The sequence below is a fragment of the Streptomyces sp. NPDC014861 genome (assembly GCF_043081625.1).
Classification (GTDB): Bacteria; Actinomycetota; Actinomycetes; order Streptomycetales; family Streptomycetaceae; genus Streptomyces.
This window is the reverse complement of record NZ_JBIBWV010000006.1, coordinates 288075-314555: the sequence shown is the minus strand read 5'-3', so window position 1 is coordinate 314555 and position 26481 is coordinate 288075. Positions and strand designations below refer to the sequence as shown.

Genomic DNA, 26481 nt, shown 5'->3' with positions numbered 1-26481 from the left:
CATGGCGCTCCCGCCGCCGCGCACCGCACAGATCTACCACTCAGGAGCCTGGCACCCCGTCAGCGTCCGCGAGGCCGACTCGGTGACCATCACCCGCGGCCTGTCCGGCGCCGGCACCCGCGCGGAGCCGACTGCCGCCACCATGACCCTCGGCAACCGGAACGGCGAACTGTCCGTGTACGACCCGGCGTCCGCCGTGTACGGGAAGGTCGGCCGGAACACTCCGCTCACCTTCACCGTCGACGCCGGCGGGCCCTGGGCGGTACTCCCGGGTGACGAAACGGCCAGTCTGACCACACCCGACAGCCCCGTCCTGGGAGGCAACGGGGACCTCGACGTGCGGGTGGAAATCGCCTCGGACGACTACTCGGCACCGCAGGAACTCGCCGAACGCTGGGTCATGACGGGCAACCAGCGGTCCTGGACGCTGTCGATGCTCAACACCCGTCAACTCCAGCTGCGTTGGTCCCCTGACGGCACCGGAACCGGCCTCGGGGTCGCCGGGACACTGGCCCGGTTCCCTGCCTACCCGAGGCAGCGCATCGCCCTCCGCGCCACCCTCGACGTCGACAACGGCAAAGGTGGATGGACTGCGAGCTTCTACTGGGCCCGGAGCCTGGACTCCCCGGTCTGGCACCTGATCGAAACCGGGTCGGGAGGCGGCGTCACGAGCATTCACGACGGAACAGCCGGCCTGCGGCTGGGCACCACCACCGCATGGGTCGGCACCGGTCTCAGGGGCAAGGCGTACGGGATGCAGCTGCGGACTGGGATCGGGGGCCCCGCGGCCGTGGACCTGCGTGTCCCCCGTGACGCATCCCTGGGGGACACCTCGTTCATGGACGCCACCGGGCTCACGTGGTCGCTCACCGGGTCCGTGACCTTGTCCAACAGGCACACCCGACTTGAAGGAGAAACGCCCGCGTGGCCGCCGGAACGACACATCTCCGGCGGGGACAGCGTCGTCAAGATCGCCCCGGCAGGCATCCTGCGTCGTCTGGGCACGGGAAAGAAACCACTCCAGTCCGCACTCCGCCGAGCGATCCTCGCGGCGGGCCCCATCGAATGCTGGCCCCTCACCGACGGTCCCGAGGCCGCCTCCGGAGCCCCGCTCGTCGGCACGAACCCGATGCTGGATCAAGGGGGCCCGAACGCTCGGCTGTCCTGGGGCAGAGGCCGGATCGCCGACTGGATCGAGCCCGTCCTCCAGGCCGACACCGGCGGCTCGTCTCGTCTCGATGCGACGTGCCCCGCCTCGGCCACGGCCACGAACGGGTGGGCAGTCGACTGGGTCCGCGTGGGCGGCGGCACTGTGCCGGGCCCCGAGCTCTTCCACTTCGTCGACAGCGGCGCGGAGGGCTCACAGTGGGTGTGGACGGTCGAGACCGACCCGCCGAACGACCGTGTCCGTGTGAACGTCAGCCACGCAGACACGGGCGACGGCCCGGCCATCGTCAACATCACCAACCCCGGCATCTACGACGGCGGCCCGCACCACCTGCGCCTCCAGGTCGAGAACATCGCCGGTGACAGCTACTGGAAACTCCTGATCGACGGCGCCGAGCGAGGGAGCGGCTCCTGGACCGAGCCGACCAAACCGCTGGCCTACATCGCGTGCATGTACATCCTGAACCTGATGGGCGGTGCCCCGCCCGTCAGCACCGGCTACCTGACCTACTGGGGAGCCAACCGGCCGCCGGCCGCAGACCTGTACCGGGCGATGCTCGGGTACTCCGCAGAGACCGCCGGCGAACGCATCGTGCGCGTGGCCACCGAGCAAGGCGTGCCGGTCGGCTGCGACGGGGACCCGGCCGCAACAGAGCCGCTGGGCGCACAGAAGATGGAGACCTTCCTCGACGTCCTGGAGACCGCCTCCGATGCCGACCTGGGGCTGCTCCTGGACCGCCGTGACGACCGCGCGCTCCTGTACCGGACCCGGGCCTCGCTCTACTCGCAGGCCCCCGTCCTCACGCTGGACTACAGCTCGGGGGTGATCAGCGAACTGCGCCCGAAGGACGGCGACCGGCTCGTCCGCAACGAGATCACGGTGACCAGGGACGGCGGGTCAGAACACACCGCCGTCCTGCCCGAGGGACCCATGTCGGTACAGGACCCGCCGGACGGCGCCGGACGGTACGACGAGGGGAAAACCCTGTCCCTGGCATCCGACGGGCAGACCGTAGATCAGGCATGGTGGCGGCTCCACCTCGGCACCGTCGAGGGCCTGCGCTACCCGCAGGTCACCGTCGACTGCGCGAACCCCAGGGCCGCGCCGCTCCTGGCCGACATCCTCGCGGCCGACGTCGGGGACCTGCTCAGGCTCCAGACCCTGCCCCGCGAGAACGGGCCCGACGACATCGACCTACTGATCCGCGGCTACACCGAGACCATCGGCGCGGAGGAATGGAAGATCACGTTCGTCTGCGACCCGGGCGACCCCTGGACCGTGGGCGTCCTCAACGACAACGTCCTCGGCCGCGCGGACACCGCGGGCTGCATCCTCGGCGCCGCCGTCGGCCCGGCCGACACGACAATGACCCTGGTCACCACCAAGGGCCCGCCGTGGATCACCACGGCCCTGCGGCCGGGCCAATTTCCACTCGATCTGCGGATCGGCGGGGAGCGTGTCCGCGTCACCGCCCTCGCGGCCGGCGTGGCTGACAGCTTCACCCGCACCGTGGCCTCGTCCTGGGGGACAGCCGATTCGGGGGGAACGTGGGCGCAAGCCGGCGGCGCAGCCGCGGACTACGCCGTGGCGGGCGGCGTCGGCACCCACACCCTCAGCTCGGTGAACATCTCTCGGCGGACGTCTCTGCCCGGGGTGTACCCGGACGTCGACCTGTCGGCCACGATCTCCGTGTCCGCCACCGCGGCCGGCGGCTCCATCTTCGGCGGCCTCATGATCCGAGCCCTGGACGGCGACAACCTGTATCACGCACGCACGGAATTCACGACGAGCGGGGCCCTCATCCTCGCCCTGCGCGAGCGGGCCGCCGCCGTCGAGAGCACCCTCGCCACCGTGACCCTGCCGTACACCTACACCGCCGGCGCCCAGCTCCGGCTCCGCGTGCAGGCGACCGGGACGACACTGCGGGCCCGCCTGTGGCCCGTAGCCGACATCGAGCCCGGCGTCTGGCACGTCACGGCGACGGACAGCACCCTCACCACGACCGGGTCGGTCGGGTGCCGCTCGATCCTCTCCTCCACCAACACCAACCCTGCGCCTGTCGTCCGCTACGACGACGTCGCCATGTGGACCCCCCAGCGGGCCACCGTCATCCGCTCGGTCAACGGGGTGCAGAAGGGCCATTCCGGCGGCTCCGACGTCCGGCTCTTCCGGCCCATGATCGCCGCTCTCTGAGAGGAGGCCCCCTTGGTCTGGACCCCCTTCCTCGCGGGCGAGGTCGTCGAGGCAGACGCCCTCAACAAGCGCATCATCGAGGTCCTGATGGACTGGACGCCGCTCTCCTCCCTCGGGAGCTTCGCGAGCGGTTTCACCCCCAACCCGGCGATGGCACCGGCCATGCAGATCACCCGTGAAATGGGCGTCGTGCACTGGAGGTACCAGGGCCGCATCAACAACGCGACCCCCGCCAACGTCGTCAACACGACGCAGGTCATGTTCACGTTCACGTCCACCGACCACCGCCCCGCCGTGGAGCGCGGCGGCGAGATGTACGCGGCCAACTCCAGTCACTACCCGGTGCGGTTGGGGCTCATGACCAACGGAACCCTGACCGCGTCCGTGCCGTCGGCTGCGGCCGGCGCCTCGACGATCTGGCTCGACACGCTCTGGATCCCCAACCCCAAGTAGCCCGCCCCGCCCCCAGCCCCGCGCCATCCGGCCCGGGGCTTTGCCATGCCCTGAGGAGGCACCCATGGCCACACCCCTCTCCGCGGACCGGCTCCTCGCCGTGCTCCACGCCGCCGGCGTCACCGTCGTCGAACACCCCGGCTGGCGCACCCACCACCGCAACCACAAGGGCCCCTGGGGCCCGGTTCACGGGGTGATGATCCACCACACCGTCACCAAGGGCACCGCCAACACCGTCCGCATCTGCCACGACGGCTACGCCGGCCTCCCCGGCCCCCTGTGCCACGGCGTGATCGCCAAAGACGGCACCGTGCACCTGCTCTCCGCCGGCCGGGCCAACCACGCAGGCCTCGGTGACGACGACGTGCTCCAGGCCGTCATCGCCGAGCGGCGCCTGCCGCCTGACGACGAGGCCGCTACCGACGGCAACCGGTCCTTCTACGGCTTCGAGTGCGAGAACCTCGGCAACGGTCAAGACCCGTGGCCAGCCGTGCAGCTGCTCGCCATCGAGAAGGTGTCCGCGGCCCTGTGCCGCGCGCACGGCTGGGGCTCGGCCTCCGTCATCGGCCATCTTGAGTGGCAACCCGGCAAGACAGACCCGCGCGGGTTCAGTATGGACACGATGCGCCGCCGGATCGCCGCCGCCATCGACCCGGAGCCGGAGCCGCCGAAGAAGCCCACCCCGCCTCCGCCCGCACCCGTACGGCGGCCGCCGTTCCCCGGCCGCGGCGCGTTCGCCCTGGGCCAGTCCTCCGCCGCCGTCGAACAGCTCGGCAAGCAGCTGGTGAAGCGCGGGTTCGGCAAGCACTACCGCGTCGGGCCGTCCCGCCAGTGGGGCGAGGCCGACCGCCTCAACGTGGCGGCGTTCCAGCGGTCCCACCCGCAGCTGCGCGGCGCCGCCGACGGCTACCCCGGCCCCCTCACCTGGCACCTTCTCTGGAACTGAAAGGCTCCCCCGTGAACGCGCTTCCTTCCATTCTCCGCACCGTCGTACCCGTCCTCGCCGGATGGATCCTGACCGTCACCGGCGCCGTCGGCCTCGAGGTCGACACCGTCACCCTCGCGGGCGGCGTCACCGCCGCGGTGACCGTCGCCTACTACGTGGTCTTCCGCCTGGGCGAGCTGCTCGCCGCCCGGATCGGCTGGGAGCCCGGCCGCATCATCGCCGGCCTGCTCCTCGGTTGGGCCCGACCGCCCGTCTACAGCCCGCCGGCCAAGCCACGGCAGTTGCCCCTCGACCTCGATGGAGACCCGGCCGAGTTCGTTGGCTTCTTCACGAAGGCCACCGCTGTCCCGCGCAACCGTGACGGCATCGAGTGACCGGGATCCCCGCCCTCGACACCGTCGCCCTGTGGGCCGGCATCATCGCCGCCATCGGCGGCGCGCTCGCCGTCCTGTTCCGCTGGGGCCGCAACCTCCGGCGCGGACTGCGACGAGTGGGCCAGGTCCTCACTGACTGGACCGGAGAGCCTGGTCGCCCCGGGGTCCCCGCCCGCCCCGGGGTCATGGAGAGCCTGGAGGACGTCCGCGACCGCCTCGGCGCTCTCGACGATCGGGTCGCCGCCATCGAGCATGAGCTGCACCCCAACAGCGGGTCCAGCCTGAGAGATGCGGTCGACCGGGTCGACCGCCGTACGTCCCACCTCGACAAGAACCCTTAGCCACCGCCCCCTCCTTCGGGAGGGGGCGTATTCGTGCGTTCTGGATCACATGACAATGGCCTTGCCCTCTACGCTGGCAGGTGTCGAGTCTGACCAGAGAAGGGGCAAGGCCGTGTCAGTTGATGGTACCCCGGACCCGTACGCCGACCCGGTGCGATTCGGGCAGAGATTGCAGATCCTGCGTGAGCGACGCGGGATGTCCCGCACCGTTCTGGGCGGCCTCGTCGGAATGTCGGCCGAGTGGGTCAAGCAGGTGGAGAACGGCCGTATCCAGGCCCCCGGCCTCGACATGGTTCTTCGCATCGCCGAGGCACTGCGCGTCCGGGATCTCTCCGACCTCACAGGACGCCGCGACATGCCCGCTCCGCTGTTTCAAGGCCCCGGCCACCCCCGCCTCGGCGCCGTTCGAGCCGCAGTTGACGCGCTTCAGATCGGCACCCCGGTGTCTGCACCACCTCGTCCCGAGCACCTTGCCGCGCGGCTCGCGGTCGCCTGGCAGGCTCGCCACGACGCCCCGAATCATCGAGAGATCATCGGCGGTCTGCTGCCCGCCTTGATCCGGGATGCTCACCTCGCGGTCCATCACGCCGAGACACCGACGGATTGGCGCGCCGCCCAATCGGTGCTGAGCCAGGTCTACTCGTTGTCGCAGTTCTTCCTCGCCTACCAGCCGGACCCCTCCCTTCTGTGGAGGGTCGCTGAGCGCAGCATGGTTGCCGCCTCGCAGTCGGCTGACCCCCATGCCATCGGTGTCTCCGCGTGGCTGATGGCGCAGGCTCACCGCGACTCCGGGCCCGGGCACTACGACGCCGCCGACTCCGTCACGATGCAGGCCATCGAGCACCTCGCCCCGCTGCTGCCCGACGCCGACGCGGATGTGCTCGCCGTTGCTGGAGCGCTCCAGTTCGAGGCCGGCTACACCGCCGCCCGGCGAGGACAGAAGGGAACAGCCTGGAGGCACTGGAACGAGGCACGGAAGATGGCCCGCCAGCTGCCCCAGGGCTACTTCCACCCGGTGACGTCGTTCTCGCAGGCCATCATCGGCGCCCACGCGGTGACGGTCGCGGTCGAACTCCACGCAGGCCCCGAGTCGGTACGGCAGGCCGCCCGGGCTGACGCCTCGATCATCCCGTCCAGGCCGCGGCGTGCCCGCCACCGGATCGAGGAGGCTCGTGGGTATCAGCTCGACGGGCAACCTGACGTGGCCATCGCCACGTTGGAGAAGGCCCACCAAGCCGCGCCGGAGACGATCCGGTACAACGGCTACGCCAAGTCACTGATCTTGGAAGAGTGCCAGGCGCGCGCTGCCAGCCGCCGCCGGCGCGCCTCCGAACTCGCCGTGAGGGTCGGTCTCCTCGCTGCCTGACGAGGGGGGTGGATTCCTACCCTCTCCCTACTTCCCACGCCCCTACCGTCGTTAGTGCCGCAGGTCACACCGACGGTAGGGAGCGAGATGTCCGAGCAGATTCAGCACGCCAGACCGCACGAGACCACGCCGCGGATCCCCATCGGGGACCTCCTCTTGGAGGACGGCGCCTCCGTGGACCGGCGGGTCGAGCACCTCGCTGAGGGCACCATCCGGCGAGTCCTCGCCATGCGGGACCACCCCGGCGAGACCGAGCTGGCGCGCTTCACGGACACGCTGCTCACGTACTGCACTGTCCTGGCCAACGGCCTCCACACCGTCCCCGAGGGCGCCTTGTGCACGCGCGGGCAGGCCGCACTCCTCGTGTGGGCCAAGCTACGGGCGGAAGGCCCCGCCGAGGGCCCGTTCGGAACATGGTCGTACCCCCGGCACCTCGCACACTGCGCCCGGGACATGATGATCGCGATCCGCGAGCACCGGTCGAGCGCCGCGGCCGCTTCCTTCATCGGCCGGGCCGGCCTGCCGCCCGTGCCCACGGATGCCTCATGACCCGCTGGGGCGAGGCCCTGTACTTCCTCACGGTCCTCGCGATCCTCGGCGCCCTCGTCTACGGCATCACCCCCTGACTCCCGCTCCGCGCGTACGGAGTGGGTCCCCGCACCATCGGCATCCACCACCAGGAGGAACCCATGGCCGCCTGCTCGAACGGTCGCCCGACCGTCCCGCCGCCCTGCTCGACCGGCCCGCACGCCGACCGCGCGCCCGACGCCCGGGCGCTCCTCGGCGGCGACGCGTACCACGGCGTCGTGCTCACCGTCCTCGACAACAACCCGAGCTGGACCCGCACCTACGCGGAGCGGATCGTCACCGAGGCGCTCAAGTTCGTGCACGCCGCGTCGCTCTTCCCCACCGTCCCGATCTCCCCGACCGAGGAGGTCGACGAGGGCTGGCACGCACTGATCCTCCACACCCGGGTGTACGCCGCCCTGTGCAGCGGCCTGGGCCGGATGGTCCACCACTACCCCGAGCGCCCCGAGGCGTCCCGCCAGGCCCCGGACGTCCTCACCCGCACCATGGCCCTGATCGAGCAGGCCGGCTACACCCCGGACGCCGAACTCTGGACCGGCCGTCAGCGGGAACTCGTCGGCGTGGTTCGCCACACCCCGATGCCCGGTGGCTGCGGCCCGATCAACCCGGGCAACTGCGCCACGCACGGCGGCGGCGGGGACGACTAAGCTCGGCGTCCCACCGAGGACGGAGGCCGTGATGCACGCACATGACGTAGCGGCGTTGTACGAGGCGATGCGCCGGTACGGGGTCCCCGGGACCCTCGAACCGGCGGACCCTGAGCGCCCTGACGGCCCGTGGCGCGTAGTCGGCGACGACGGCAGAGGCGGCCGCCAGGACATCACCGACGAGGTGCTCGCCACCGTCGCCGCGGCCGAGCGCCGACAGCCCGGGCGTGGATTCGTCATCCCCGCCTAGGCCGCATCACACGCCGACGGCCCCGATCAATTCCGGTCGGGGCCGTCGCATCGCGTTCTACCCAAGGAGGTCGGCGGCTGGCACTCCGATCGCGTCCGCCAGCAAGAAAAGGGTGTCCAGGGTCGGGGACGAACGGCCGGCCTCGACTTCCTGGACTGTCCAGCGGCTGAGCCCGGAGAGTTCACACACCGCCTGTTGCGTCAGGTTCGCGTGCATCCGCGCGTCCCGCACCCTGACGCCGAAAGCCGCCCGTCGGGTGAGGACCCAATCGGGCGGCTGAGCTGATTTCGGGCGGACCACATGCCCAGCCTGGCCACCTGTTGATCATTTGTATGCACGGCTAGCCTGGCTTTTTTCGATCATGAAAGGGGCAGTGCATGACTGCTGCCCAGCTGTCCCCCAGGGGGTCAGGGGATGCCGCGGTCGGCGGACGTCGCCCACCAGAAGAGCAGGGCATAGGTGGAGGCGAGCCCGAGCGCCGTGCGCAGGCTGGTGAGTTCACGACGCAGCTCGCGCTCGCTCACGTCCAGGTTCGCCGCGACGACGGCCTGGGTGCGCCCTTCGGCGAGGCCCCGCAGGATGGCGCGCTGCTGGGTCGTCGTCACGGCCTGCGAGACGGCAGCGAGGGCGGTCTGCCACGGCGTGGCGCGGGCCCAGTGAAGCTCGTACACCGTTCGGGCGAAAGTGACGCCGGCGATGTCCGTGACACACCAGCCGGAATCCGGATCCCCGGGGCCGACGACGTTGTCGACGAAGAGGTGGCGGCCGCACAGGACCATGCGCGGGGGGAGGTCCTGAGCTACTCGCACCTCGGCGCCGCCCTCGAGGAGCGCATCGCAGTACTCCCGCGTGGGGGCGTGCTCCAGGGCGGCTGCGGCGTAGAGGGTACGGACGGGCACGCCGCGGTCCAGGAGGCGTCGGGCCCGCTCGATGCCGTCTCGGTATACCGCCGGGTCTCGGTCCTCGGGGCGCCCGGGTTGCACCGTGAGCAGCTCATCCGTGGCCTCGGCGAGCATCTTGCCGATCTCTGCGTTCATGCCGTCTCGGCTCCGGAGCAGCTCGCTCGCCGGCCCGCCGTAGAGGCGGGTGGGTGCGTAGTGGTCGGAGAGGGCGGTCAGGGTGGGCAGCTGGTCAACCTGACGGAGGGCGCGTTCGAGGGTGGCTCGATGCGCGGCGAAGAGGGCGTGCGCGGCCAGCTGGGGATCGGCGACTCGCAGTTCGTCACCGACCCGGTGAGCCAGACCCAGGCGGGCCAGCCTCCGGCCCTGCTGCGGGCTGACGGGCATGCCCTCGGCGGCTGCGCGGTAGGCCGCCACGTCGTCGTCATTCAAGATCGTTTCGGTATCCGAGATTTCCATACCGGTCTCCTGGTTTCCGTCCGGAATCGGACCTGCCTAATTTGCCTCGCCTATGCCACTGGCATACCACCTGATGGCCATGTCAGCCTAGGGGTCACACAAGGAGCACGCACGCGTGTTCGAATAACGCTGCTAGCACACAGGAGGCACCATGCGACAGCGGGTGATCGTAAGCGTGGCGGGCGCGCTGTTTTCCGCCCTCGGGTTCGCCCTCGCCGGCCAGGCCGTGGCCGACCCGGGCTGGGGCCGACCGGCGCCCGAGCCGACCCCGACCGTGACGTCCACCGTCGACCCGACGCCGCCGGCGACGCCGCTCGCCGACCCCGGCTGGGGCTGACGTACCGGTCGCTCGCTCGTCAGCCCCACATGACGAGCGAGCCCTGCAAGACCCGGGCGCGTGCGCACGGGGGGGATCCGCGATCCGGCCGACCGCCGGGGTAGGTGGGAAAGAACGTTGTCGGACATCGTCCGTGTGGCGCTGCTCGGGGTGATCGCCCTAGGGCTCGCCGGCCTCTGCTACATGTACCGGTCCCTCCGGGGACAGATCGACGCTCTACGCGCCGAGGTGGCGTGCCTGCGCATCGAGCGCGTGATGGGGACGCCCCTGGCTCCTCAAGAGCTGCCAGCTCCCCAACGCATCGCCGCCGGCTTGCTGACCGGCACCGTGATCGGCGCCGCCACCGCCGCCGGCGGCGCCTGGCTGCTGCTCGGGTAGCCTCGCCCCGCGACGCCCCGGCTGCGAGCCCACGCTCGCAGCCGGGGCGTCGACGCGCTCGCGGGCCTACACGGCCCGGAGCGTCGTACGGCCCCCCGCGAGCGCCGTCTCGATCGTGGCCATGGCCGCGTCATCGGTCTCGGGCAGGAGGTGCCCGTACAGGTCGCTCGTCGTCTTGATCGACTCGTGGCCGAGGCGCCTCTGTACATAGGTGGGCGCGTGCCCGGCGCTGATGAGCGCCGCCGCGTGGGAGTGCCTCAGGTCGTGTGGGGTTGGGTGCTTGTAGGACGGCAGGACGCCCTCCTTCTTCGCCTTCTTCACCGCGCGGGCCCATCGGTCGGCGAATGTGCTCGCGTGCAGCCTCTGCCCTTGGTCGCCGGTGAAGTAGAGGTCATCGTCGGCCAGGTGCTGCTCGCGCCTCAGCTCGGCGAGTGCCTCGACGACCGAGGTGCTGATCCGGATGGTGCGCCGGCCCCGCTTGGACTTGGGCATGCCCAGGTAGTAGCCGCCAGCCCCATCCCGCTTCCAGGCCCGGTGGATGCTCAGACGCATGCGCGCGGGGTCGTCGTCGACGAGGAGGTACGGAGCGAGCGCCGTCAACTCCGAGTACCGCGCACCCGTGCCGTAGGCCACCTCCACCATGAGCTGGTCCTGGCGAAGGGTGAGCCGGTCGCGGATCGCCGCCACCTCCTCCGGGGTGAGGAACTCAATGTCCTCGTCGTCAGGACTGCTGCCGCCGTCATCCGTTCGCGGCAGCGCGGTGCGCTCACAGGGGTTTCGGGCGCGCAGCGGGGGTTCTTCCTCCACCGCCTCGGTGAGGATCGACGACAACAGCCCGTGCAAATTCCGGATCGTCTTCGGGGACATCTTCCTGTTGCGGGGGCCCCTCCCCTTGGCCACGTAGGTGTTCTCCAGGCGTCGCACCCAGGAGCGCACAGTCGCCGAGGAGAAGTGGGCCGTCGACCTGACGTCGCACTCCCCGAACGTGGGGAAGATGTGCGTCTCCAGCTCGCGCATGCACGCTCGCCTGTAGTGCTCCTCGATGCCGGTCTTGTTCTCGACGATGGCGGTGGCGTAGGCCCGGAAGCGGTACCGCGCGTCATCGTCGGCGCCGGCCTCCTCGGCCACGATGTACCCCTGTCCCTTGACCCACCCCGCGGGCCATCGCTGGCCGGCCTCGTCGACGGCCGCCTTGAAGATGGCGGCCGCGGCCGCCCCCTCTTCGTCGCCGTCGAACTTCTCCGTGGCCCACAGGGGGTCGCCATCGCGCCGTCCTGCGTCGCGCCATTTCACCTGATAGCTGGTGACCTCGTTGTCGCGGTTCTTCCGCGGATGCACGCTCGCCATGGCAGGACTCTAGGCCCCTGTTCCCATGATGTTCCCATGAGGGGGTTTCTTTCAGGCATCGTGGGCGCGTTTCCCCAGTTGAGAGGCCATTCTCCGTATGGTGCCCGGAACCGGACTTGAACCGGTACGGCCCGAAGGCCAGCGAGGTTTAAGCTCGCCGTGTCTGCTATTCCACCATCCGGGCGTTGTCCGCGTAGCTCCGCGTTGGCACAGGAGCCTATCGGGGCCCCTCCCTCGTTCAGCGGAACGAGCGTCCGATGTTGTCTTATTTTATTGACGCTTGAGGGTGCGTCAGTGCAGGTGAGCGCGGTTTCCGCAAACTGTGACAGGGGTCGCAGGCGCAAAGGATCCACCCCTGGATTGACCAGATCTCGCCGCAGGTGTGTCACGTCCGCCGTCGGGGTCGCCGTCATACCAGAGGAGGAGGCCCGAGCGGCGCGGTCCGACCCAAGGCGGCCCCTCGAACGGGCACGTGGACGGACGACCCGAGCAAGAACGGTCGAGACGATGGAGTGGTTCCCGGGACACCGGGTTCCCGAACAGTCGTCCTGACAGGAGTCCTCTCGTGACCACCACCCCCACCGTGCCCCGCGCCACCGCGGTGGCCGCCCGCGCCACGGAGCTCACGAAGGTCTACGGGCAGGGCGAGACCCAGGTGGTCGCGCTCGACCGGGTCAGCGTGGACTTCCGCCAGGGCGAGTTCACCGCGATCATGGGCCCCTCGGGCTCCGGCAAGTCGACGCTCATGCACTGCGTCGCCGGCCTCGACTCCTTCTCCTCCGGCTCCGTCCGGATCGGCGACACCGAGCTGTCCACCCTCAAGGACAAGCACCTCACCCAGCTCCGCCGGGACAAGATCGGCTTCATCTTCCAGGCCTTCAACCTGCTGCCGACCCTGACCGCCCTGGAGAACATCACGCTCCCCATGGACATCGCCGGCCGCAAGCCCGACCAGGCGTGGGTCCAGAAGGTCATCGACATGCTCGGCCTCTCCGGCCGCCTCAAGCACCGTCCGACCGAGCTCTCCGGCGGCCAGCAGCAGCGCGTCGCCGTCGCCCGCGCCCTCGCCTCCCAGCCGGAGATCATCTTCGGCGACGAGCCCACCGGAAACCTGGACTCGCGCTCCGGCGCCGAGGTCCTCGGCTTCCTCCGCAACTCGGTCCGCGAGCTCGGCCAGACCGTCGTCATGGTCACCCACGACCCCGTCGCAGCCTCCTACGCCGACCGCGTGATCTTCCTGGCCGACGGCCGGATCGTCGACGAGATGCTGCGCCCGTCCGCGGACGGCGTCCTCGACCGCATGAAGGCGTTCGACGCCAAGGGCCGTACGAGCTGACGCGAGGCAGCGCCCCGCGCGCGAGCCCCGCCCCCGACTTCCGTCCCGCCTTCCTCCAGGACCTCACCCATGTTCCGTACCGCCCTGCGCAACGTCCTCGCGCACAAGGCGCGGCTGCTGATGACCGTGCTCGCCGTGATGCTCGGCGTGGCCTTCGTCTCCGGCACCCTCGTCTTCACCGACACCCTCTCCCAGGCCTTCCGCGGCCAGTCCGCGAAGAGCTACGACGACGTGGCCGTCGCCGTCAGCATGCGCCCGAACCCGGAGGAGGCCGCGAAGAACCCCGGCCTCTCCCAGGCCACCGTCGACAAGGTCGCGAAGCTCGACGGCGTCACCGGCGTCCAGCCGCGCGTCGACGGCTTCGCCGGCGTGCCGGACGCGAAGGGCAAGCTGATCGGCAGCGGCTGGTCCAACAAGGGCACCAACTTCGCCCCCGGCCCGGACGGCGAGGACCCGGCCCTCGCGTTCACCTCCGGTACCGGTCCCGCCGCGGCCGGCCAGGTCGCGCTCGACAAGGAGTCCGCCGACAAGGGCGGCTACAAGGTCGGCGACCGGGTCCGCGTCGCCACCAACGGCCCGGTGAAGGAGTACACCCTCTCCGGTGTCTTCACCACCGAGGACGGCGCCGTCAACGCCGGCGGCAGCCTCGTCGTCTTCGACGCCCCGGTCGCCCAGAAGCTGTACCTGAAGCCCGGCTACTACTCCGACCTGAACGTCTCGGCCGCCGCCGGCACCGACGCCGACACGCTCCGCGACGAGGTCCTGAAGGTCGTCCCGAAGGCGGCCACCGCCCAGACCGGCCAGGACCTGGCCGACCAGCAGGCCCGCGACATCGAGTCCGGCCTCGGCGCCCTCAACCAGGTCCTGCTCGGCTTCGCCGGCATCGCGCTCTTCGTCGGCGTCTTCCTGATCTCCAACACCTTCACCATGCTGGTCGCCCAGCGCACGAAGGAACTGGCCCTGATGCGCGCGGTCGGTGCCTCGCGCAAGCAGATCACCCGTTCCGTCCTCACCGAGGCCGGCATCGTCGGCCTGGTCGCCTCCGCCGTCGGCTACGCCCTCGGCGTCGCCCTCGCCATGGGCCTGCGCGCCGGCATGGCGGCCTTCGAGATGAAGCTCCCGGACAGCGATCTGGTCCTGGGCGCCACCCCGGTCCTCGCCGCCTTCGGCGTCGGTGTCGTCATCACCGTGCTGGCCGCCTGGCTGCCGGGCCGCCGCGCCGCGAGGATCCCGCCGGTCGCCGCCATGAACAGCGTCCACGCCACCCCGAACGCCAAGTCGCTCGTGGTGCGGAACTCGATCGGTGCCGCGATCACCGCGATCGGCGCGGTGCTGATCGTGCTCGGCGCCAACAGCGGCGGCGAGACGGGCCGCATGGTCATCGCGGGCGGTGCCTTCACCACCCTCATCGGCGTCATCATCCTCATCCCCTTCCTCTCCCGGCCCGTGATCGCCCTGATCCGCCCCTTCTTCGTGAAGGTCTTCGGGGTCGCCGGGAAGCTCGCCGGCCTCAACGCGGTCCGCAACCCGCGCCGCACCGGCGCCACCGCCTCCGCGCTCGCCATCGGCCTCACCCTGGTCACCGGCCTCACCGTGATCGGCGTCAGCGCCGGCCAGGCCCTGGACCGGATGACGGTCGACCAGATCAAGGCCGACTACATGGTCTCCATGGCCAGCGGCGACGGCCTCTCCCAGGAGGCCCTGACGGCCCTGGAGAAGACCCCGGGCGTCACCGCGGTCTCCCCGCAGCAGGCCGGCGCCCTCGACATCAAGGGCTCGTACGTCTCCGCCTCCGGCGTCACCCCCGGCGACGTCGAGAAGGTCCTGAAGATCGACGTCGTGAACGGCTCCCTCGGCACCCTCGCCGACGGGCAGATCGCGGTGGCCGAGAAGACCGCCGCCAAGCGCGGCCTGAAGGCCGGCTCCTCCGTCCCGGTCGAGTTCCTGGACAAGAAGAAGGGGACGCTGACGGTCGGCGCCGTCTACAAGGACAGCGAGTTCCTCTCCCCCGTCCTCGTCGACACGAAGGTCCTCGACGCGCACGACCCGCAGAAGTACATCCCGCAGATCTTCGTCTCCACCGACGGCGGCCCCAGCGCCGCGAACGAGCAGGCGCTGATCAAGGCCCTGGGCGACAACCCGGCCATCTCCGTCATGGACGAGAAGGACATCCGCGACACCTTCGGCGGCCAGATCAACCTGCTGCTGAACATCATGTACGGCCTGCTCGCGATGGCCCTGATCATCGCCGTCCTCGGCGTCGTCAACACCCTCGCGATGTCCGTCTTCGAGCGCCAGCAGGAGATCGGCATGATCCGGGCGATCGGCCTCGACCGGCGCCGGGTGAAGCGGATGGTCCGCCTGGAGGCCGTCGTGATCTCGATCTTCGGCGCGATCGTCGGCATCGGCCTCGGCACCTTCCTCGCCTGGGCGATCGGCAAGACCTTCGAGTCGAGCATGCCGGAGTACGCCCTCGTCCTGCCCTGGGGCCGGATCGGGATCTTCCTGCTCCTCGCCGCCCTGGTGGGCGTGCTGGCCTCGCTCTGGCCGGCCCGCAGCGCCGCCCGGCTGAACATGCTCAGCGCCATCAAGGCCGAGTAGGGCCCGCGGCACGAGCGGAGAGGGCCGGGGTTCCCGCGGGAACCCCGGCCCTCTCCTCTTCTCCTCGTCCGTCTACTCCGTCCACTCCCGCGTCCGCAGCGGCAGCCCGCTCGGCCCCGGGGACGGCGTCCGCACCGCCAGGAACTGGTTCACGCCGATCCTGTTGCGCTCGAAGGAGACCGCGGAGGCCGCCATGTAGAGCCGCCAGATGCGGGCCCGGCCCGGGGAGGTCAGCCGGACCGCCCGGCCCCACTCCCGCTCCAGGTTGGCCACCCAGCGGCGCAGCGTCAGCGCGTAGTGCTCCCGGATCGCCTCCACGTCCCGGACCTCGAAGCCCGCGTCCTCCAGGGTCGTCAGGGTGCGGCCCATCGGGGCCAGTTCGCCGTCCGGGAAGACGTACGCGTCGATGAAGGGGTCGATCCGGTACCCCTCCTCGTCGGGCTCGGGGCGGCGCGAGATCTGGTGGTTCAGGAGCCGTCCGCCGGGCTTCAGCAGGCCGTACAGGAGGTCGGCGTACTCCCGGTACCGCTCCGCCCCCACGTGCTCGGCCATGCCGATGGAGGAGATCGCGTCGAAGGGCCCGTCGGGCACGTCACGGTAGTCCTGGACCCGGATCTCGATCCGGTCGGTGAGCCCCTCCTCGGCGATCCGCTTGCGGGCGAAGGCGGCCTGCTCGCGGGAGAGGGTGATGCCGACGACCCGGGCGCCGTACTCGCGGGCCGCGTGGATCGCCATCGAGCCCCAGCCGCAGCCCACGTCGAGCAGCCGGTCGCCCTCGCGCAGGGCGAGCTTGCGGGCGATGAGGTCGAGCTTGTCCCGCTGGGCGTCCTCCAGTGTGCCGCCGTCCGTCCAGTAGGCGCACGAGTAGACCATCGACGGGCCGAGCACCAGCGCGTAGAAGTCGTTGCCCACGTCGTAGTGGTGGCTGATCGCCCGCTTGTCGCGGCGCCTGCTGTGCCGTCCGCCGCTGCGGCCCCTGGCCTCCTCGGCCGGCGGCTTCGGCGGCGGCAGCGGGCCGGCCAGCCGGACCAGGCTCGCGGCCGCGGCCCGGATCCGCGGATCCCGTGCGGAGGCGAGCAGGCCGGCCGGCTCCCCGGCGCGCTCCCAGAGGAGCCCGGAGAGGCGGTCGAGGGCCTCGTACAGGTCCCCCTCGACGTCGATCTCGCCGGCCACCCAGGCGCGGGCCAGGCCCAGTTCGCCGGGCTTCCACATCATGCGGCGCAGTGCCCTGCGGTCCCGGATCACCAGCACGGGGCCGCTGCCCGGCGGGCCGGCCTCGCTGCCGTCCCAGGCGCGCAGCCGCACCGGGAGGGGAGTGCCCAGCAGTTCCTCGGCGAGAGTCGCGAGCCGCGTCGCGGCGTCGGCCATGGTGACACACCTCCGTGGTCCTTGCCCCAGACTTGTCCGTCACCAAGGGAACACCGTCGGTGGGGATTTCCCATCCCGCCGCGACGCAAGACGTGCGCAAAACACGCCGAAGGGCCGTCCGCACCACGGATGACGGACGGCCCTTCGGCGTTGCCGAGGTACTGCTGAGCTCCTGGCGGAGGTGTTACGACGCCTTGGCCTTCTCCGGGGCCGGCTTGGCCGCGGCGGGGGCCGGGGCGGGCTTGGCGGCCTCGTAGAACTCCTCGCGCGGCGTCTCCATGGCGCCGAGCGAGACGACCTCGCGCTTGAGGAACATGCCGAGGGTCCAGTCGGCGAAGACGCGGATCTTGCGGTTGAAGGTCGGCATCGCCATGCCGTGGTAGCCACGGTGCATGTACCAGGCGAGACGGCCCTTGAGCTTGATCTTGACCTTGCCCATGACGATCATGGCCACGCCCTTGTGGAGGCCGAGGCCGGCCACGGCGCCCTTGTTGGCGTGGCTGTACGGGCGCTGCTCGAAGCCGCGCATGCCCGACACCACGTTGTCGCCGAGGACCTTGGCCTGGCGCAGGGCGTGCTGGGCGTTCGGCGGGCACCAGGCGCGCTCGGCCGGGACGCCGGCCTTGATCGCGGCGAGGTCCGGGACCTGGGCGTTGTCGCCGGCGGCCCAGGCGTAGTCCATGCCGTTGATCTGGAGCTTCTCGTTGCAGTCCACGTGGCCGCGGGGGCCGAGCGGCAGACCGAAGCGGGCGAGGGCCGGGTTCGGCTTGACGCCGGCGGTCCACACGATGGTGTTGGAGTCGACCTCGAGGCCGTTCTTGAGCACGACGTGGCCGTCCACGCAGGAGTCCATGGAGGTCTCCAGGTAGATCTCGATGCCGCGGGACTCCAGGTGCTCCTTGCCGTACTGGCCGAGCTTGGGGCCCACCTCGGGGAGGATCTTGTCGGCCGCGTCCACCAGGACGAAGCGCATGTCCTCGCGCGAGACGTTCGAGTAGTACTTCGCGGCGTCGCGGGCCATGTCCTCGACCTCGCCGATGGTCTCGGCGCCGGCGAAGCCACCGCCGACGAAGACGAAGGTCAGGGCCTTGCGGCGGACCTCCTCGTCGGTGGTCGAGTCGGCCTTGTCCAGCTGCTCCAGGACGTGGTTGCGCAGCCCGATGGCCTCCTCGATGCCCTTCATGCCGATGCCCTGCTCGGCGAGGCCGGGGATCGGGAAGGTGCGGGAGACGGCACCCATCGAGATGACCAGGTAGTCGAAGGGCAGCTCGTACGCCTCGCCGACGAGCGGCGCGATCGTGGCGACCTTGCGGTCCTGGTCGATGGTGGTGACCCGGCCGGTGAGCACCTCGGCTCCGCGCACGACGCGTCGCAGCGGGACGACGACGTGGCGCGGCGAGATGCTGCCGGCGGCGGCTTCGGGGAGGAAGGGCTGGTAGGTCATGTACGACCGGGGGTCGACGACCGTGACGGTCGCCTCGGCATAGCGCATCTTCTTGAGGATGCGCCGCGCGGCGTACAGGCCAACGTACCCGCCGCCTACGATGAGGATCCTGGGACGCTCCGTGGTGCTCATGCCATCGAGTATCCACCCACCCCGGGGGGTCACCTCGTGCGCCCCTTCACAAGCTTCCCGGGGTGCTCTGCTACACTCCGCCGCCCACGTGATCCACGTCATGGTCGTGCAAAGGAACCGGAATGCACTGGTGAACGTTGTTCACCGCCGCTGAACTGGCCTGGAGAGCCCCCGTTAACGCTGAACCAAGGGGCCCGTTCACACGATGGAAACTTCGAGCGAAGTGCCCTCCGCGCCTGCGAAAGGGCCCTGATGACCCCCTCGGAAGGCCCAAAGACCCTCCTCCGGCACCATCAGGGCCCTTTTCCTTGTGAAGAACTTCACGAAGCTTTTCCGACGGGCTGTCGCCGACCCCCTCGATAGGGGGCTTCTATGCGACGGATAGGGCGATCCCATCGAGGATGTCGTGCTCGCTGACCACGACCTCGGCGGCTCCGACCCGCTCGACGATCTCCTGGAGGACGATCGCGCCGGCCACGATGACGTCCACCCGGCCGGGGTGGATGACGGGGATCGCGGCCCGCTCGTCGTGGGTCGAGGAGAGCAGCCGGCTCGTGACCGCGGCGACCTGGCCGGCGGTGATCCGGGCGTGGTGGATCTTCCCGGAGTCGTACGCGGGGAGCCCGAGGGCGATGGCGGCGACGGTGGTGACCGAGCCGGCCAGGCCGACGAGGGTCCGGCCGGCGGCGAGCGGGACGGTCTCGGCGGCGAGGTCGAGGGCGGCGCGGACGTCGGCGCGGATCGCCTCGGCCTCCTCGGCGGTCGGCGGGTCGTGGCGGACGTGCCGCTCGGTGAGCCGGACGCAGCCGATGTCCACGGAGCGGGCGGCCTCGACGTGCCGGTTGCCGGTGACGAACTCGGTGGAGCCGCCGCCGATGTCGACGACGAGGTACGACTCCGAGTCCGGCAGCTCGCCGGTGGCCCCGGTGAAGGAGAACGCGGCCTCCTGGTCGCCGGTGATCACCTCGGGCTCGACGCCCAGGATCGCGACGACCCCGTCGACGAACTCCTGCCGGTTCTCGGCGTCCCGGGAGGCGGAGGTGGCGACGAAGCGGATCCGCTCGGCGCCGAGCTCCCGGATGACCTCCGCGTAGGCGCGGCAGGCGGCGAAGGTCCGCTCCAGCGCCTCGGGGGCGAGCCGGCCGGTCCTGTCGACGCCCTGGCCGAGCCGGACGATCGTCATCCGCCGGTCCAGCTCGACGAGCTCCCCGGTCTCCGGGTGGACGTCGGCGACGAGGAGGCGGATGGAGTTGGTGCCGCAGTCGATTCCGGCGACCCGGGTCACTCGCCCTTCTCCTCTTCCTTGTCGGCGCACGGCGTCACGCACGGGCCCTTGGCCCACCACTCGGGGAGCATCGCGAGGGCCTCGTCGCCGAAGGGGTTGACGCCCGGGCCGGCCACCAGCGAGTGGCCGACGAGGACGTGCAGGCACTTCACGCGGTCGGGCATGCCGCCGGCGCTGGGGAAGCCCTCCAGGACCTCGATGGCGTCGCGGCGGGCGAGGTAGTCCTCGTGGGCGGCGCGGTAGGCGTCGGCGAGCTCCGGGTCGGTGGCGAGCCGGGCCTGCATCTCCCTCATGACCCCGTTGGCCTCCAGGGTGCCGATGGCCGAGGCCGCCCGGGGGCAGGTGAGGTAGTACGTGGTGGGGAAGGGGGTGCCGTCGGGCAGCCGGGGCGCGGTCTCGACGACGTCCGGGTTGCCGCAGGGGCAGCGGTGCGCGATGGCGCGGAGGCCGCGGGGCGGCCGGCCGAGCTGGGCCTCGAACGCGGCGACGTCCGCCTCGGTGGGCTCGGTGCGTTCGGTCTGCGGAGGGGGCGTTTCCATCGTGGATCCTGAGTCGGGTCGGTCAGTGGCGGTCGGCGTGGTCGACGCCGTCCCAGAGGTTGTCGTACCAGGGTCGGTCCGCCGTGCCCTGGTCGGCGCGGGGGCGGTCGGCCGCCCCGGGGTCGTTCACGGTGAAGCCGGTCTCGCCGGGGAGCACGTAGTGGAGGTGCTCGCGGGCGAGGCGGCGGACGTAGGCGGGGTCCTGGAGGCGGGCCTTCTCGTCCCGCAGTTCCTCGACCCGCCGGGCGGCCTCGGCGGCCTTGCGCTCCTGGTCGGCGATCTCGCCCTGCTGGGAGACGTAGCTCCTTATCGGGTAGGCGAGGGCGACGACGAGGGAGCAGACGACGAGGGCGAGGAAGGCGGCGCGGCCGGTGAGCCGGGAGCGCCGGGCCTGGCGCCGGGTCTGGGAGCGGTAGACACGGGCGGCGGTCTGCTCGCCGAGCAGCCTGATCCGGGTCGCGGTGGAGAACCGGTCCCGGTCCTTGACGGCCATGCCGTGTCGCCTCCCCTGTTCTCCGGTGTCCCTCAAACGTGCGTCCCCGCACACGGTACGGGACCGGGTGCGGGGACGGACGGAACTGCGGTGCCGGGGCTGGTCGGCCCCCGCGATCAGCCCTTGAAGCGCGGGAAGGCGCTGCGGCCGGCGTAGACGGCGGCGTCGTCGAGGATCTCCTCGATGCGCAGCAGCTGGTTGTACTTGGCGACGCGCTCGGAGCGGGCCGGGGCGCCGGTCTTGATCTGGCCGCAGTTGGTGGCGACGGCGAGGTCGGCGATGGTGACGTCCTCGGTCTCGCCGGAGCGGTGGGACATCATGCACTTGAAGCCGCTGCGCTGGGCGAGCTCGACGGCGTCGAGGGTCTCGGTCAGCGAGCCGATCTGGTTGACCTTCACCAGGAGGGCGTTGGCGGACTTCTCCTCGATGCCGCGGGCGAGGCGCTCGGGGTTGGTGACGAACAGGTCGTCGCCGACGAGCTGGACCTTCTCGCCGAGGCGCTCGGTGATGACGTTCCAGCCGGCCCAGTCGTCCTCGAAGAGCGGGTCCTCGATGGAGACGAGCGGGTACGCGGAGACGAGCTCCTCGTAGTACTCCGTCATCTCGGCGGCGGAGCGCTCCTTGCCCTCGAAGAGGTACTTGCCGTCCTTGTAGAACTCGGAGGCGGCGACGTCCAGGGCGAGGGCGACGTCCTTGCCGGGCACGTAGCCGGCCTGCTTGATGGCCTCCAGGATGAGGTCGAGCGCCTCACGGTTGGAGCCGAGGTTCGGGGCGAAGCCGCCCTCGTCGCCGAGGCCGGTGGAGAGGCCCTTGGTCTTCAGGACGGACTTGAGGGTGTGGTAGACCTCGGTGCCCCAGCGCAGGGCCTCGGAGAAGGACTCCGCGCCGATCGGGGCGATCATGAACTCCTGGATGTCGACGTTGGAGTCGGCGTGCGACCCACCGTTGAGGATGTTCATCATCGGAACGGGCAGCAGGTGCGCGTTCGGGCCGCCGAGGTAGCGGAAGAGGGGGAGGTCGCTGGCCTCGGAGGCGGCGTGCGCGACGGCGAGGGAGACGCCGAGGATGGCGTTGGCGCCGAGCGAGGACTTGTCCGGGGTGGCGTCCAGGTCGAACATGGCCTGGTCGATCAGGCGCTGCTCGGTGGCGTCGTAGCCGACGAGCTCCGGGCCGATCTGCTCGATGACGGCGAGGACGGCCTTCTCGACACCCTTGCCGAGGTAGCGGTTCTGGTCACCGTCGCGAAGCTCCAGGGCCTCGAACGCACCGGTGGAGGCACCGGACGGCACGGCAGCACGGCCGGTGCTGCCGTCGTCGAGGCCGACCTCGACCTCGACCGTGGGGTTGCCTCGGGAGTCCAGGATTTCCCGGGCTACGACGACGTCGATGGACGGCACGAGCATCTCCTTCTGGGATGTGACGCTAGATGTGACGCATGGGTCGCAAGGTCTCGTTCGCCTTGCGACAAGAGCCTAACCGGCTCCGGCGCTCCAGCCCGCCGACCGCCCGTCCCCTGGGACGAAAAAGGGCCCAAGAGCACGCATCGGGGGACGAAAGACCCGGGATCTACTGGACAGTAACGGCAGAACCCCGGTCCCGAGCCACCGGGAAAGGGGGCTCGGGACCGGGGTGGTCACCGCGGGAGGGTCGTCGGGCACCGGGAAGCCGCCGGACTCACCGGTGCCGCGGGCCTCACTTCAGGTGGAGCTGCTGGCCCGGGTAGATCAGGTCGGCGTCCTCGACGACGTCCTTGTTGAGCTCGAAGAGCTCGGCCCAGCCGCCGTCGACGCCACGGGCGTCGGCGATCTTGCTGAGGGTGTCGCCGGCCACGACCTTGTACTCGCCGTCGCCCTTCTTGACCTTCTTGCCGGTCGGGGTGGTGACGGTCTTCTTGGCGGCGGCCTGCGGCGCGGGCTGGGCCTTCGGGGCCTGGCGCTGCTCGCTGCGGTTGGCCGGCTGCTCGGCGGAGCGCTTCGGGGCGCTCTGCTGGGTGCTCTGCTTCGGGGCGCTCTGCTGCTGCGGAGCCGCCTCGGCGGAGCCGCCGTCGTAGGAGGCGGAGGAGAGGCCCACGCCGCAGCTCGGCCACGCGCCCTTGCCCTGGCCCGCGAGGACCTTCTCGGCGACGGCGATCTGCTGCGACTTGCTGGCCTGGTTCGCGGTGGAGGCGTAGGCGGTGCCGCCGTACGCGGCCCAGGTGGAGGCCGAGAACTGGAGGCCGCCGTAGTAGCCGTTGCCGGTGTTGATGGACCAGTTGCCACCGGACTCGCACTGGGCGACGCGGTCCCACTCGGAGGCGGTGGCGGCCGAGGCGGTGCCGGCGGCCATCAGCGGGGCGGCGACGGCCGCACCGGTGACGCCGACGAGGGCGACGACGCGAGTGGCCTTGGAGGGACGACGGCGCTTGCCCGTGCCGGAGAACAGCATGGAGTTTCCTCTTCACCGACGCCTGTGAGGTGAGCTGTCGGGTTCGGGCTTGAAGAGTTCGCCCGGCCACGCGTCCTAGCGCGCGGCTTCACCCCTAGCCGGTCGATCGGCCGTCGTGGTCGACGGCCGGGACCGGCACGAACCTTGGGTCCCCCACTCCTGCCTGCGGCGCTTTCGCGACGACAATTCCCGGCGGCCGACGGCAGGACTCGGCGTTTCGGTCGACGGGGCCCGCGGTGGCGAGCGGTGATGACCGTAGACATACACCTGCTCGAAGTTCAAAGGGCCTTACGACGGACAAATCGCCCTTACTTGCACTCCGTCAGACCTCGTTTGCCCAGGTGAGAGCTGACGGAAGCAAAGTTTGCGGACGTGACACGCCAGTTGGGGCGAAGAGACCCATGTCTCACTTTCCCAAAAGCGGACATAAAGTCCCGAAACGGCGTCACTTCTCCGACGAGGGATTCGTCAGCTCAAGGCTCTGACCAGGGAGGATGAGATCCGGATCGGTGCCGACCGTATGACGGTTGGCGTCATAGAGGGCGTCCCAGCCGCCGGCGAGATCGTTCTCCTGCGCAATCTCCGACAGGCTGTCACCCGGCCGCACGGTGTAGGCGTCACTTGCGTCCGAATTGACGGGGATTGAGGTGACCTTGTCCTCAGCTGCGGCATGACGACCGGATTCCTGCGAAGTGTCCGTCTTGCCGGTTTCCTCCGGAGCGGCCTCGCCCCGGTGCTTGCCCGTCCCGGGCGTGGCCGACGACTCGTCAGCCCCCTCCGCACCGGGGGTCGACGGGGTGGTGGACCCCTCGGGGGCGACCGGGGTCCCGGGGGTCTCCGAGCCGTCCGGGGGCGTGACCGGCGTCCCGGGCGCGGTGGTGCCGGGGGCACCCGTGGACGCGTCCGGGGTGCCCGTGGAGGCGTCCGGGGCGGTCGTCGACGGCGGCGGGGTGGCGGTCCCCTCGGGGGCCGGCGTGGTGGGCGCGGCGGGCGTCGTCGGGGCCGTGGGCTTCGCGGGCGCGGCCGGGGCGGTGGCGGTGTCCGCCGCCTCGGTGGCCCGCTCCGCCCGCTCGGCCCGCTCGGTGGCCGTCGCGGCCCTCTCGGGCGCGGCGGGCCGCTCCGCCTTCTTCTGCGCGTCGGCGCTCGCGGCCGTGTCCGTGCCGCCGGTCCAGTTCGACTCGGGGGCCAGGCCGCCCTCGTCCTCCTGCGGAACGGCCGGGCCCGGCTGCACGCCGGTCGCCCTGCCGTCGTCGGTCAGCCCGGCGATGGGGGCGCAGGTGGCCCAGTCGGTGCTGCCGGAGGAGAGCGCCTTGTCGGCCACGGTGATCTGCTGCGCGCGGCTGGCGAGGTCGGGGCTGGGGGCGTAGGCGAGTCCGCCGTGCCGCTCCCACGCCTCCTGCGTCATCTGGAGGCCGCCGTACAGGCCGTTGCCGAAGTTGGCGCTCCACTGGCCGGCGGACTCGCAGGCGGCGACCCGGTCCCAGGTGGCCGCGTCGGCGGCGGAGGCGGAGCCGGCGGCGAGCAGCGGCAGCGCCATGGCGGATCCGGTCACTCCTGCGGTGACGACGATCGCGGGAGCCTGACGGGGTCGACGGTGTCGTCCGTTTCCGGAAAGCATGTCGGGGCCTTTCGCGTGACGGCGGGGACGGCAGGGACGGCCGGGTTCCGGCCGAACGCTGGCGCGAAGGTAGCCGCATTCGAACGTCCGTCACAAGTCGATGGCTTCCCGATCACGTGAAGATCACATTTCTGACACGCCGTCACCCGTCCTGCGGGGGTGCGGATGGGGTGAACTCCACCGGAAGCGTGCGCAACCCCCTCATGATGAGTCCTCCGCGCCACCGCAGTTCCTCCGGATCGACCCCAAGTCGCAGGTCCGGAAGGCGGGTCAGGAGGGTGGCGAGCGCGGTCTGTCCCTCCAGGCGGGCGAGCGGCGCGCCCAGGCAGTAGTGGATGCCGTGGCCGTACCCGAGGTGCTGGTTGTCCTTGCGGGCGAGGTCGAGGGTGTCCGGCGCGCCGAAGCGGTCCGGGTCGCGGTCGGCCGCCGCGAGGACGACGAGGACCGGGTCGCCGGCCGGGATCGCCCGCCCGCCGAGGGTCAGACCGGTCGTCGCGTACCGCCAGGTCGCCAGTTCCACCGGGCCGTCGTACCGCAGCAGCTCCTCGACGCCGGTCTCCAGGAGCCCGGTCTCCCCGGCGGCGAGCGAGGACTGGAGGAGGGCGCGCTGCTCCGGGTTCCGCAGCAGGGCGTAGGTGCCGTTGCCGATGAGGTTGATGGTGGTCTCGAAGCCGGCGAAGAGAAGGACGAAGCACATCGCGACGGCCTCGGCCTCGGTGAGGTGGTCGCCGTGGTCGGAGGCGCGGATGAGCCCGGAGATGAGGTCGTCGTCCCCGTCCTCCCGCAGGCCCTCCCGCTTCCGGTGGATCAGCTCCGCGAGGTATCCGCGGATCTTCTTCACCGACCGCGCGACCCCGCCGCGCGGCCCCCCGCCGTGCCGGATCATCATCCCGGCCCAGTCCCGGAAGTCGTCCTGGTCCTCGGCGGGGACGCCGAGCATGTCGCAGATGGCGTAGATGGGCAGCGGGAAGGCGAACTCGTGGATGAGGTCCGCGCTCCCCCGCGCGGCGAAGTCGTCGATCAGCCGGTCCGTCAGCTCCTGCACCCGCGGCGCGAAGGCGGCGACGCGGCGCGGGGTGAACGCCTTCGACACGAGCCGCCTCAGCCGGGTGTGGTCCGGCGGGTCGATGTTGAGGAGATGGGTCATGAGACCGGCGCTGCGCTCGCCCGGAATCCCCGTCTTGCCCGGCTCGGCGTGGTGCACCGGGTTCTTCGAGAGCCGCTGGTCGGCGAGGGCCTGGCGGGCGTCCGCGTACCGGGTGACGAGCCACGCCTCGACCCCGCTGGGGAGGGTGGTCCGGTGCACCGGGGCGTGCTCCCGCAGCCAGGCGTACGCCGGGTAGGGGTCGCTCGCGAACTCCCAGCTGAACAGCTCGGGCACCGGCCCGCCGCCGGCCCCGGACGCGGCGCCGCCGACGGGGCAGGAGGCCGGCGCGGGGCTCGTACCGGAGGTTCCAGGCGTATCGGGCATCGGGGCGGGTCCTTCACTCACCCC

General features: G+C 71.0%; 25 protein-coding genes, 1 tRNA gene and 1 riboswitch. Of the genes, 13 read left to right on the top strand and 13 right to left on the bottom strand.

Annotated elements, in window-relative coordinates:
• Position 1: 1 nt before the first annotated feature.
• From ACF1BN_RS15795 to ACF1BN_RS15755, 9 genes are all read left to right on the top strand, one after another.
• On the top strand, positions 2-3361 hold the full coding sequence (locus tag ACF1BN_RS15795; protein WP_392332183.1) for a hypothetical protein: 3360 nt from the start codon (positions 2-4) through the stop codon (positions 3359-3361).
• A gap of 12 nt (positions 3362-3373) precedes the next feature.
• Entirely contained in the window at positions 3374-3814 is a 441-nt protein-coding gene (locus ACF1BN_RS15790) for a hypothetical protein (protein ID WP_392332182.1), read from the top strand.
• A 64-nt stretch (positions 3815-3878) separates the two neighbouring features.
• Positions 3879-4760: a peptidoglycan-binding protein gene (locus ACF1BN_RS15785; RefSeq protein ID WP_392332181.1), complete on the top strand. Its 882-nt coding sequence runs from the start codon at positions 3879-3881 to the stop codon at positions 4758-4760.
• Between the two features lie 11 nt (positions 4761-4771).
• On the top strand, positions 4772-5134 hold the full coding sequence (locus ACF1BN_RS15780) for a hypothetical protein (RefSeq protein ID WP_392332180.1): 363 nt from the start codon (positions 4772-4774) through the stop codon (positions 5132-5134).
• On the top strand, positions 5131-5475 hold the full coding sequence (locus ACF1BN_RS15775) for a hypothetical protein (protein ID WP_392332179.1): 345 nt from the start codon (positions 5131-5133) through the stop codon (positions 5473-5475). The genes ACF1BN_RS15780 and ACF1BN_RS15775 overlap by 4 nt, the downstream gene beginning before the upstream one ends.
• Positions 5476-5587: 112 nt before the next feature.
• The gene (locus ACF1BN_RS15770) at positions 5588-6841 is read left to right on the top strand and encodes a helix-turn-helix domain-containing protein (protein ID WP_392332178.1); all 1254 of its coding nucleotides are present in this window, start codon (positions 5588-5590) and stop codon (positions 6839-6841) included.
• Between the two features lie 87 nt (positions 6842-6928).
• The gene (locus ACF1BN_RS15765) at positions 6929-7390 is read left to right on the top strand and encodes a hypothetical protein (protein WP_392332177.1); all 462 of its coding nucleotides are present in this window, start codon (positions 6929-6931) and stop codon (positions 7388-7390) included.
• Between the two features lie 140 nt (positions 7391-7530).
• Complete coding sequence (locus tag ACF1BN_RS15760) at positions 7531-8076, top strand: glycine-rich domain-containing protein (protein WP_392332176.1); 546 nt, start codon at positions 7531-7533, stop codon at positions 8074-8076.
• A 31-nt stretch (positions 8077-8107) separates the two neighbouring features.
• On the top strand, positions 8108-8326 hold the full coding sequence (locus tag ACF1BN_RS15755) for a hypothetical protein (protein WP_392332175.1): 219 nt from the start codon (positions 8108-8110) through the stop codon (positions 8324-8326).
• A 57-nt stretch (positions 8327-8383) separates the two neighbouring features.
• Here ACF1BN_RS15755 and ACF1BN_RS15750 read toward each other — a convergent pair whose 3' ends face one another.
• Both ACF1BN_RS15750 and ACF1BN_RS15745 read right to left on the bottom strand, forming a co-directional pair.
• A complete protein-coding gene (locus ACF1BN_RS15750; protein WP_392332174.1) occupies positions 8384-8626 on the bottom strand; it encodes a helix-turn-helix domain-containing protein in 243 nt (80 codons plus the stop codon).
• A gap of 107 nt (positions 8627-8733) precedes the next feature.
• Positions 8734-9657 carry a hypothetical protein gene (locus ACF1BN_RS15745; protein WP_392332173.1) on the bottom strand — a complete coding sequence of 308 codons (924 nt, stop codon included), beginning with the start codon at positions 9655-9657 and terminating at the stop codon, positions 8734-8736.
• 178 nt (positions 9658-9835) lie between these two features.
• Here ACF1BN_RS15745 and ACF1BN_RS15740 point away from each other — a divergent pair, with 178 nt between their 5' ends.
• Complete coding sequence (locus ACF1BN_RS15740; protein ID WP_392332172.1) at positions 9836-10021, top strand: hypothetical protein; 186 nt, start codon at positions 9836-9838, stop codon at positions 10019-10021.
• 117 nt (positions 10022-10138) lie between these two features.
• Entirely contained in the window at positions 10139-10399 is a 261-nt protein-coding gene (locus tag ACF1BN_RS15735; protein ID WP_392332171.1) for a hypothetical protein, read from the top strand.
• Positions 10400-10465: 66 nt separating this feature from the next.
• On the opposite strand, the gene ACF1BN_RS15730 is transcribed toward ACF1BN_RS15735, so the two are convergent.
• Together ACF1BN_RS15730 and ACF1BN_RS15725 are read right to left on the bottom strand one after the other, a co-directional pair.
• Positions 10466-11746, bottom strand: a complete 1281-nt coding sequence (locus ACF1BN_RS15730) for a tyrosine-type recombinase/integrase (RefSeq protein ID WP_392332170.1) — start codon at positions 11744-11746, stop codon at positions 10466-10468.
• Positions 11747-11844: 98 nt separating this feature from the next.
• Positions 11845-11930, bottom strand: a tRNA-Leu gene (locus ACF1BN_RS15725).
• Positions 11931-12311: 381 nt separating this feature from the next.
• Between ACF1BN_RS15725 and ACF1BN_RS15720 the strand changes: the two genes are divergently transcribed.
• Positions 12312-13082 (top strand): ABC transporter ATP-binding protein, encoded by a 771-nt coding sequence (locus ACF1BN_RS15720; RefSeq protein WP_376604375.1) that lies wholly within the window; start codon positions 12312-12314, stop codon positions 13080-13082.
• Between the two features lie 69 nt (positions 13083-13151).
• Entirely contained in the window at positions 13152-15683 is a 2532-nt protein-coding gene (locus ACF1BN_RS15715) for an ABC transporter permease (protein ID WP_392332169.1), read from the top strand.
• 72 nt (positions 15684-15755) lie between these two features.
• On the opposite strand, the gene ACF1BN_RS15710 is transcribed toward ACF1BN_RS15715, so the two are convergent.
• From ACF1BN_RS15710 to ACF1BN_RS15670, 9 genes are all read right to left on the bottom strand, one after another.
• Positions 15756-17051 (bottom strand): class I SAM-dependent methyltransferase, encoded by a 1296-nt coding sequence (locus ACF1BN_RS15710; protein ID WP_392332168.1) that lies wholly within the window; start codon positions 17049-17051, stop codon positions 15756-15758.
• A gap of 184 nt (positions 17052-17235) precedes the next feature.
• The gene (locus tag ACF1BN_RS15705) at positions 17236-18627 is read right to left on the bottom strand and encodes an NAD(P)/FAD-dependent oxidoreductase (RefSeq protein ID WP_392332167.1); all 1392 of its coding nucleotides are present in this window, start codon (positions 18625-18627) and stop codon (positions 17236-17238) included.
• Positions 18628-18997: 370 nt separating this feature from the next.
• On the bottom strand, positions 18998-19912 hold the full coding sequence (locus ACF1BN_RS15700; RefSeq protein WP_392332166.1) for an exopolyphosphatase: 915 nt from the start codon (positions 19910-19912) through the stop codon (positions 18998-19000).
• Positions 19909-20451 (bottom strand): DUF501 domain-containing protein, encoded by a 543-nt coding sequence (locus tag ACF1BN_RS15695; RefSeq protein WP_392332165.1) that lies wholly within the window; start codon positions 20449-20451, stop codon positions 19909-19911. The genes ACF1BN_RS15700 and ACF1BN_RS15695 overlap by 4 nt, the downstream gene beginning before the upstream one ends.
• 22 nt (positions 20452-20473) lie before the next feature.
• Positions 20474-20944 carry a septum formation initiator family protein gene (locus tag ACF1BN_RS15690; protein WP_392332164.1) on the bottom strand — a complete coding sequence of 157 codons (471 nt, stop codon included), beginning with the start codon at positions 20942-20944 and terminating at the stop codon, positions 20474-20476.
• 116 nt (positions 20945-21060) lie between these two features.
• Positions 21061-22347 (bottom strand): phosphopyruvate hydratase, encoded by a 1287-nt coding sequence (eno, locus tag ACF1BN_RS15685; RefSeq protein ID WP_043229812.1) that lies wholly within the window; start codon positions 22345-22347, stop codon positions 21061-21063.
• A gap of 289 nt (positions 22348-22636) precedes the next feature.
• The gene (locus ACF1BN_RS15680) at positions 22637-23368 is read right to left on the bottom strand and encodes a transglycosylase family protein (protein WP_392332163.1); all 732 of its coding nucleotides are present in this window, start codon (positions 23366-23368) and stop codon (positions 22637-22639) included.
• A 4-nt stretch (positions 23369-23372) separates the two neighbouring features.
• A riboswitch (cyclic di-AMP (ydaO/yuaA leader) is annotated at positions 23373-23549 on the bottom strand.
• 264 nt (positions 23550-23813) lie between these two features.
• Positions 23814-24920, bottom strand: coding sequence for a transglycosylase family protein (locus ACF1BN_RS15675; protein WP_392332162.1), 1107 nt, complete (start codon positions 24918-24920; stop codon positions 23814-23816).
• A 208-nt stretch (positions 24921-25128) separates the two neighbouring features.
• Positions 25129-26457, bottom strand: a complete 1329-nt coding sequence (locus ACF1BN_RS15670) for a cytochrome P450 (protein ID WP_392332161.1) — start codon at positions 26455-26457, stop codon at positions 25129-25131.
• Between the last annotated feature and the right edge of the window lie 24 nt (positions 26458-26481).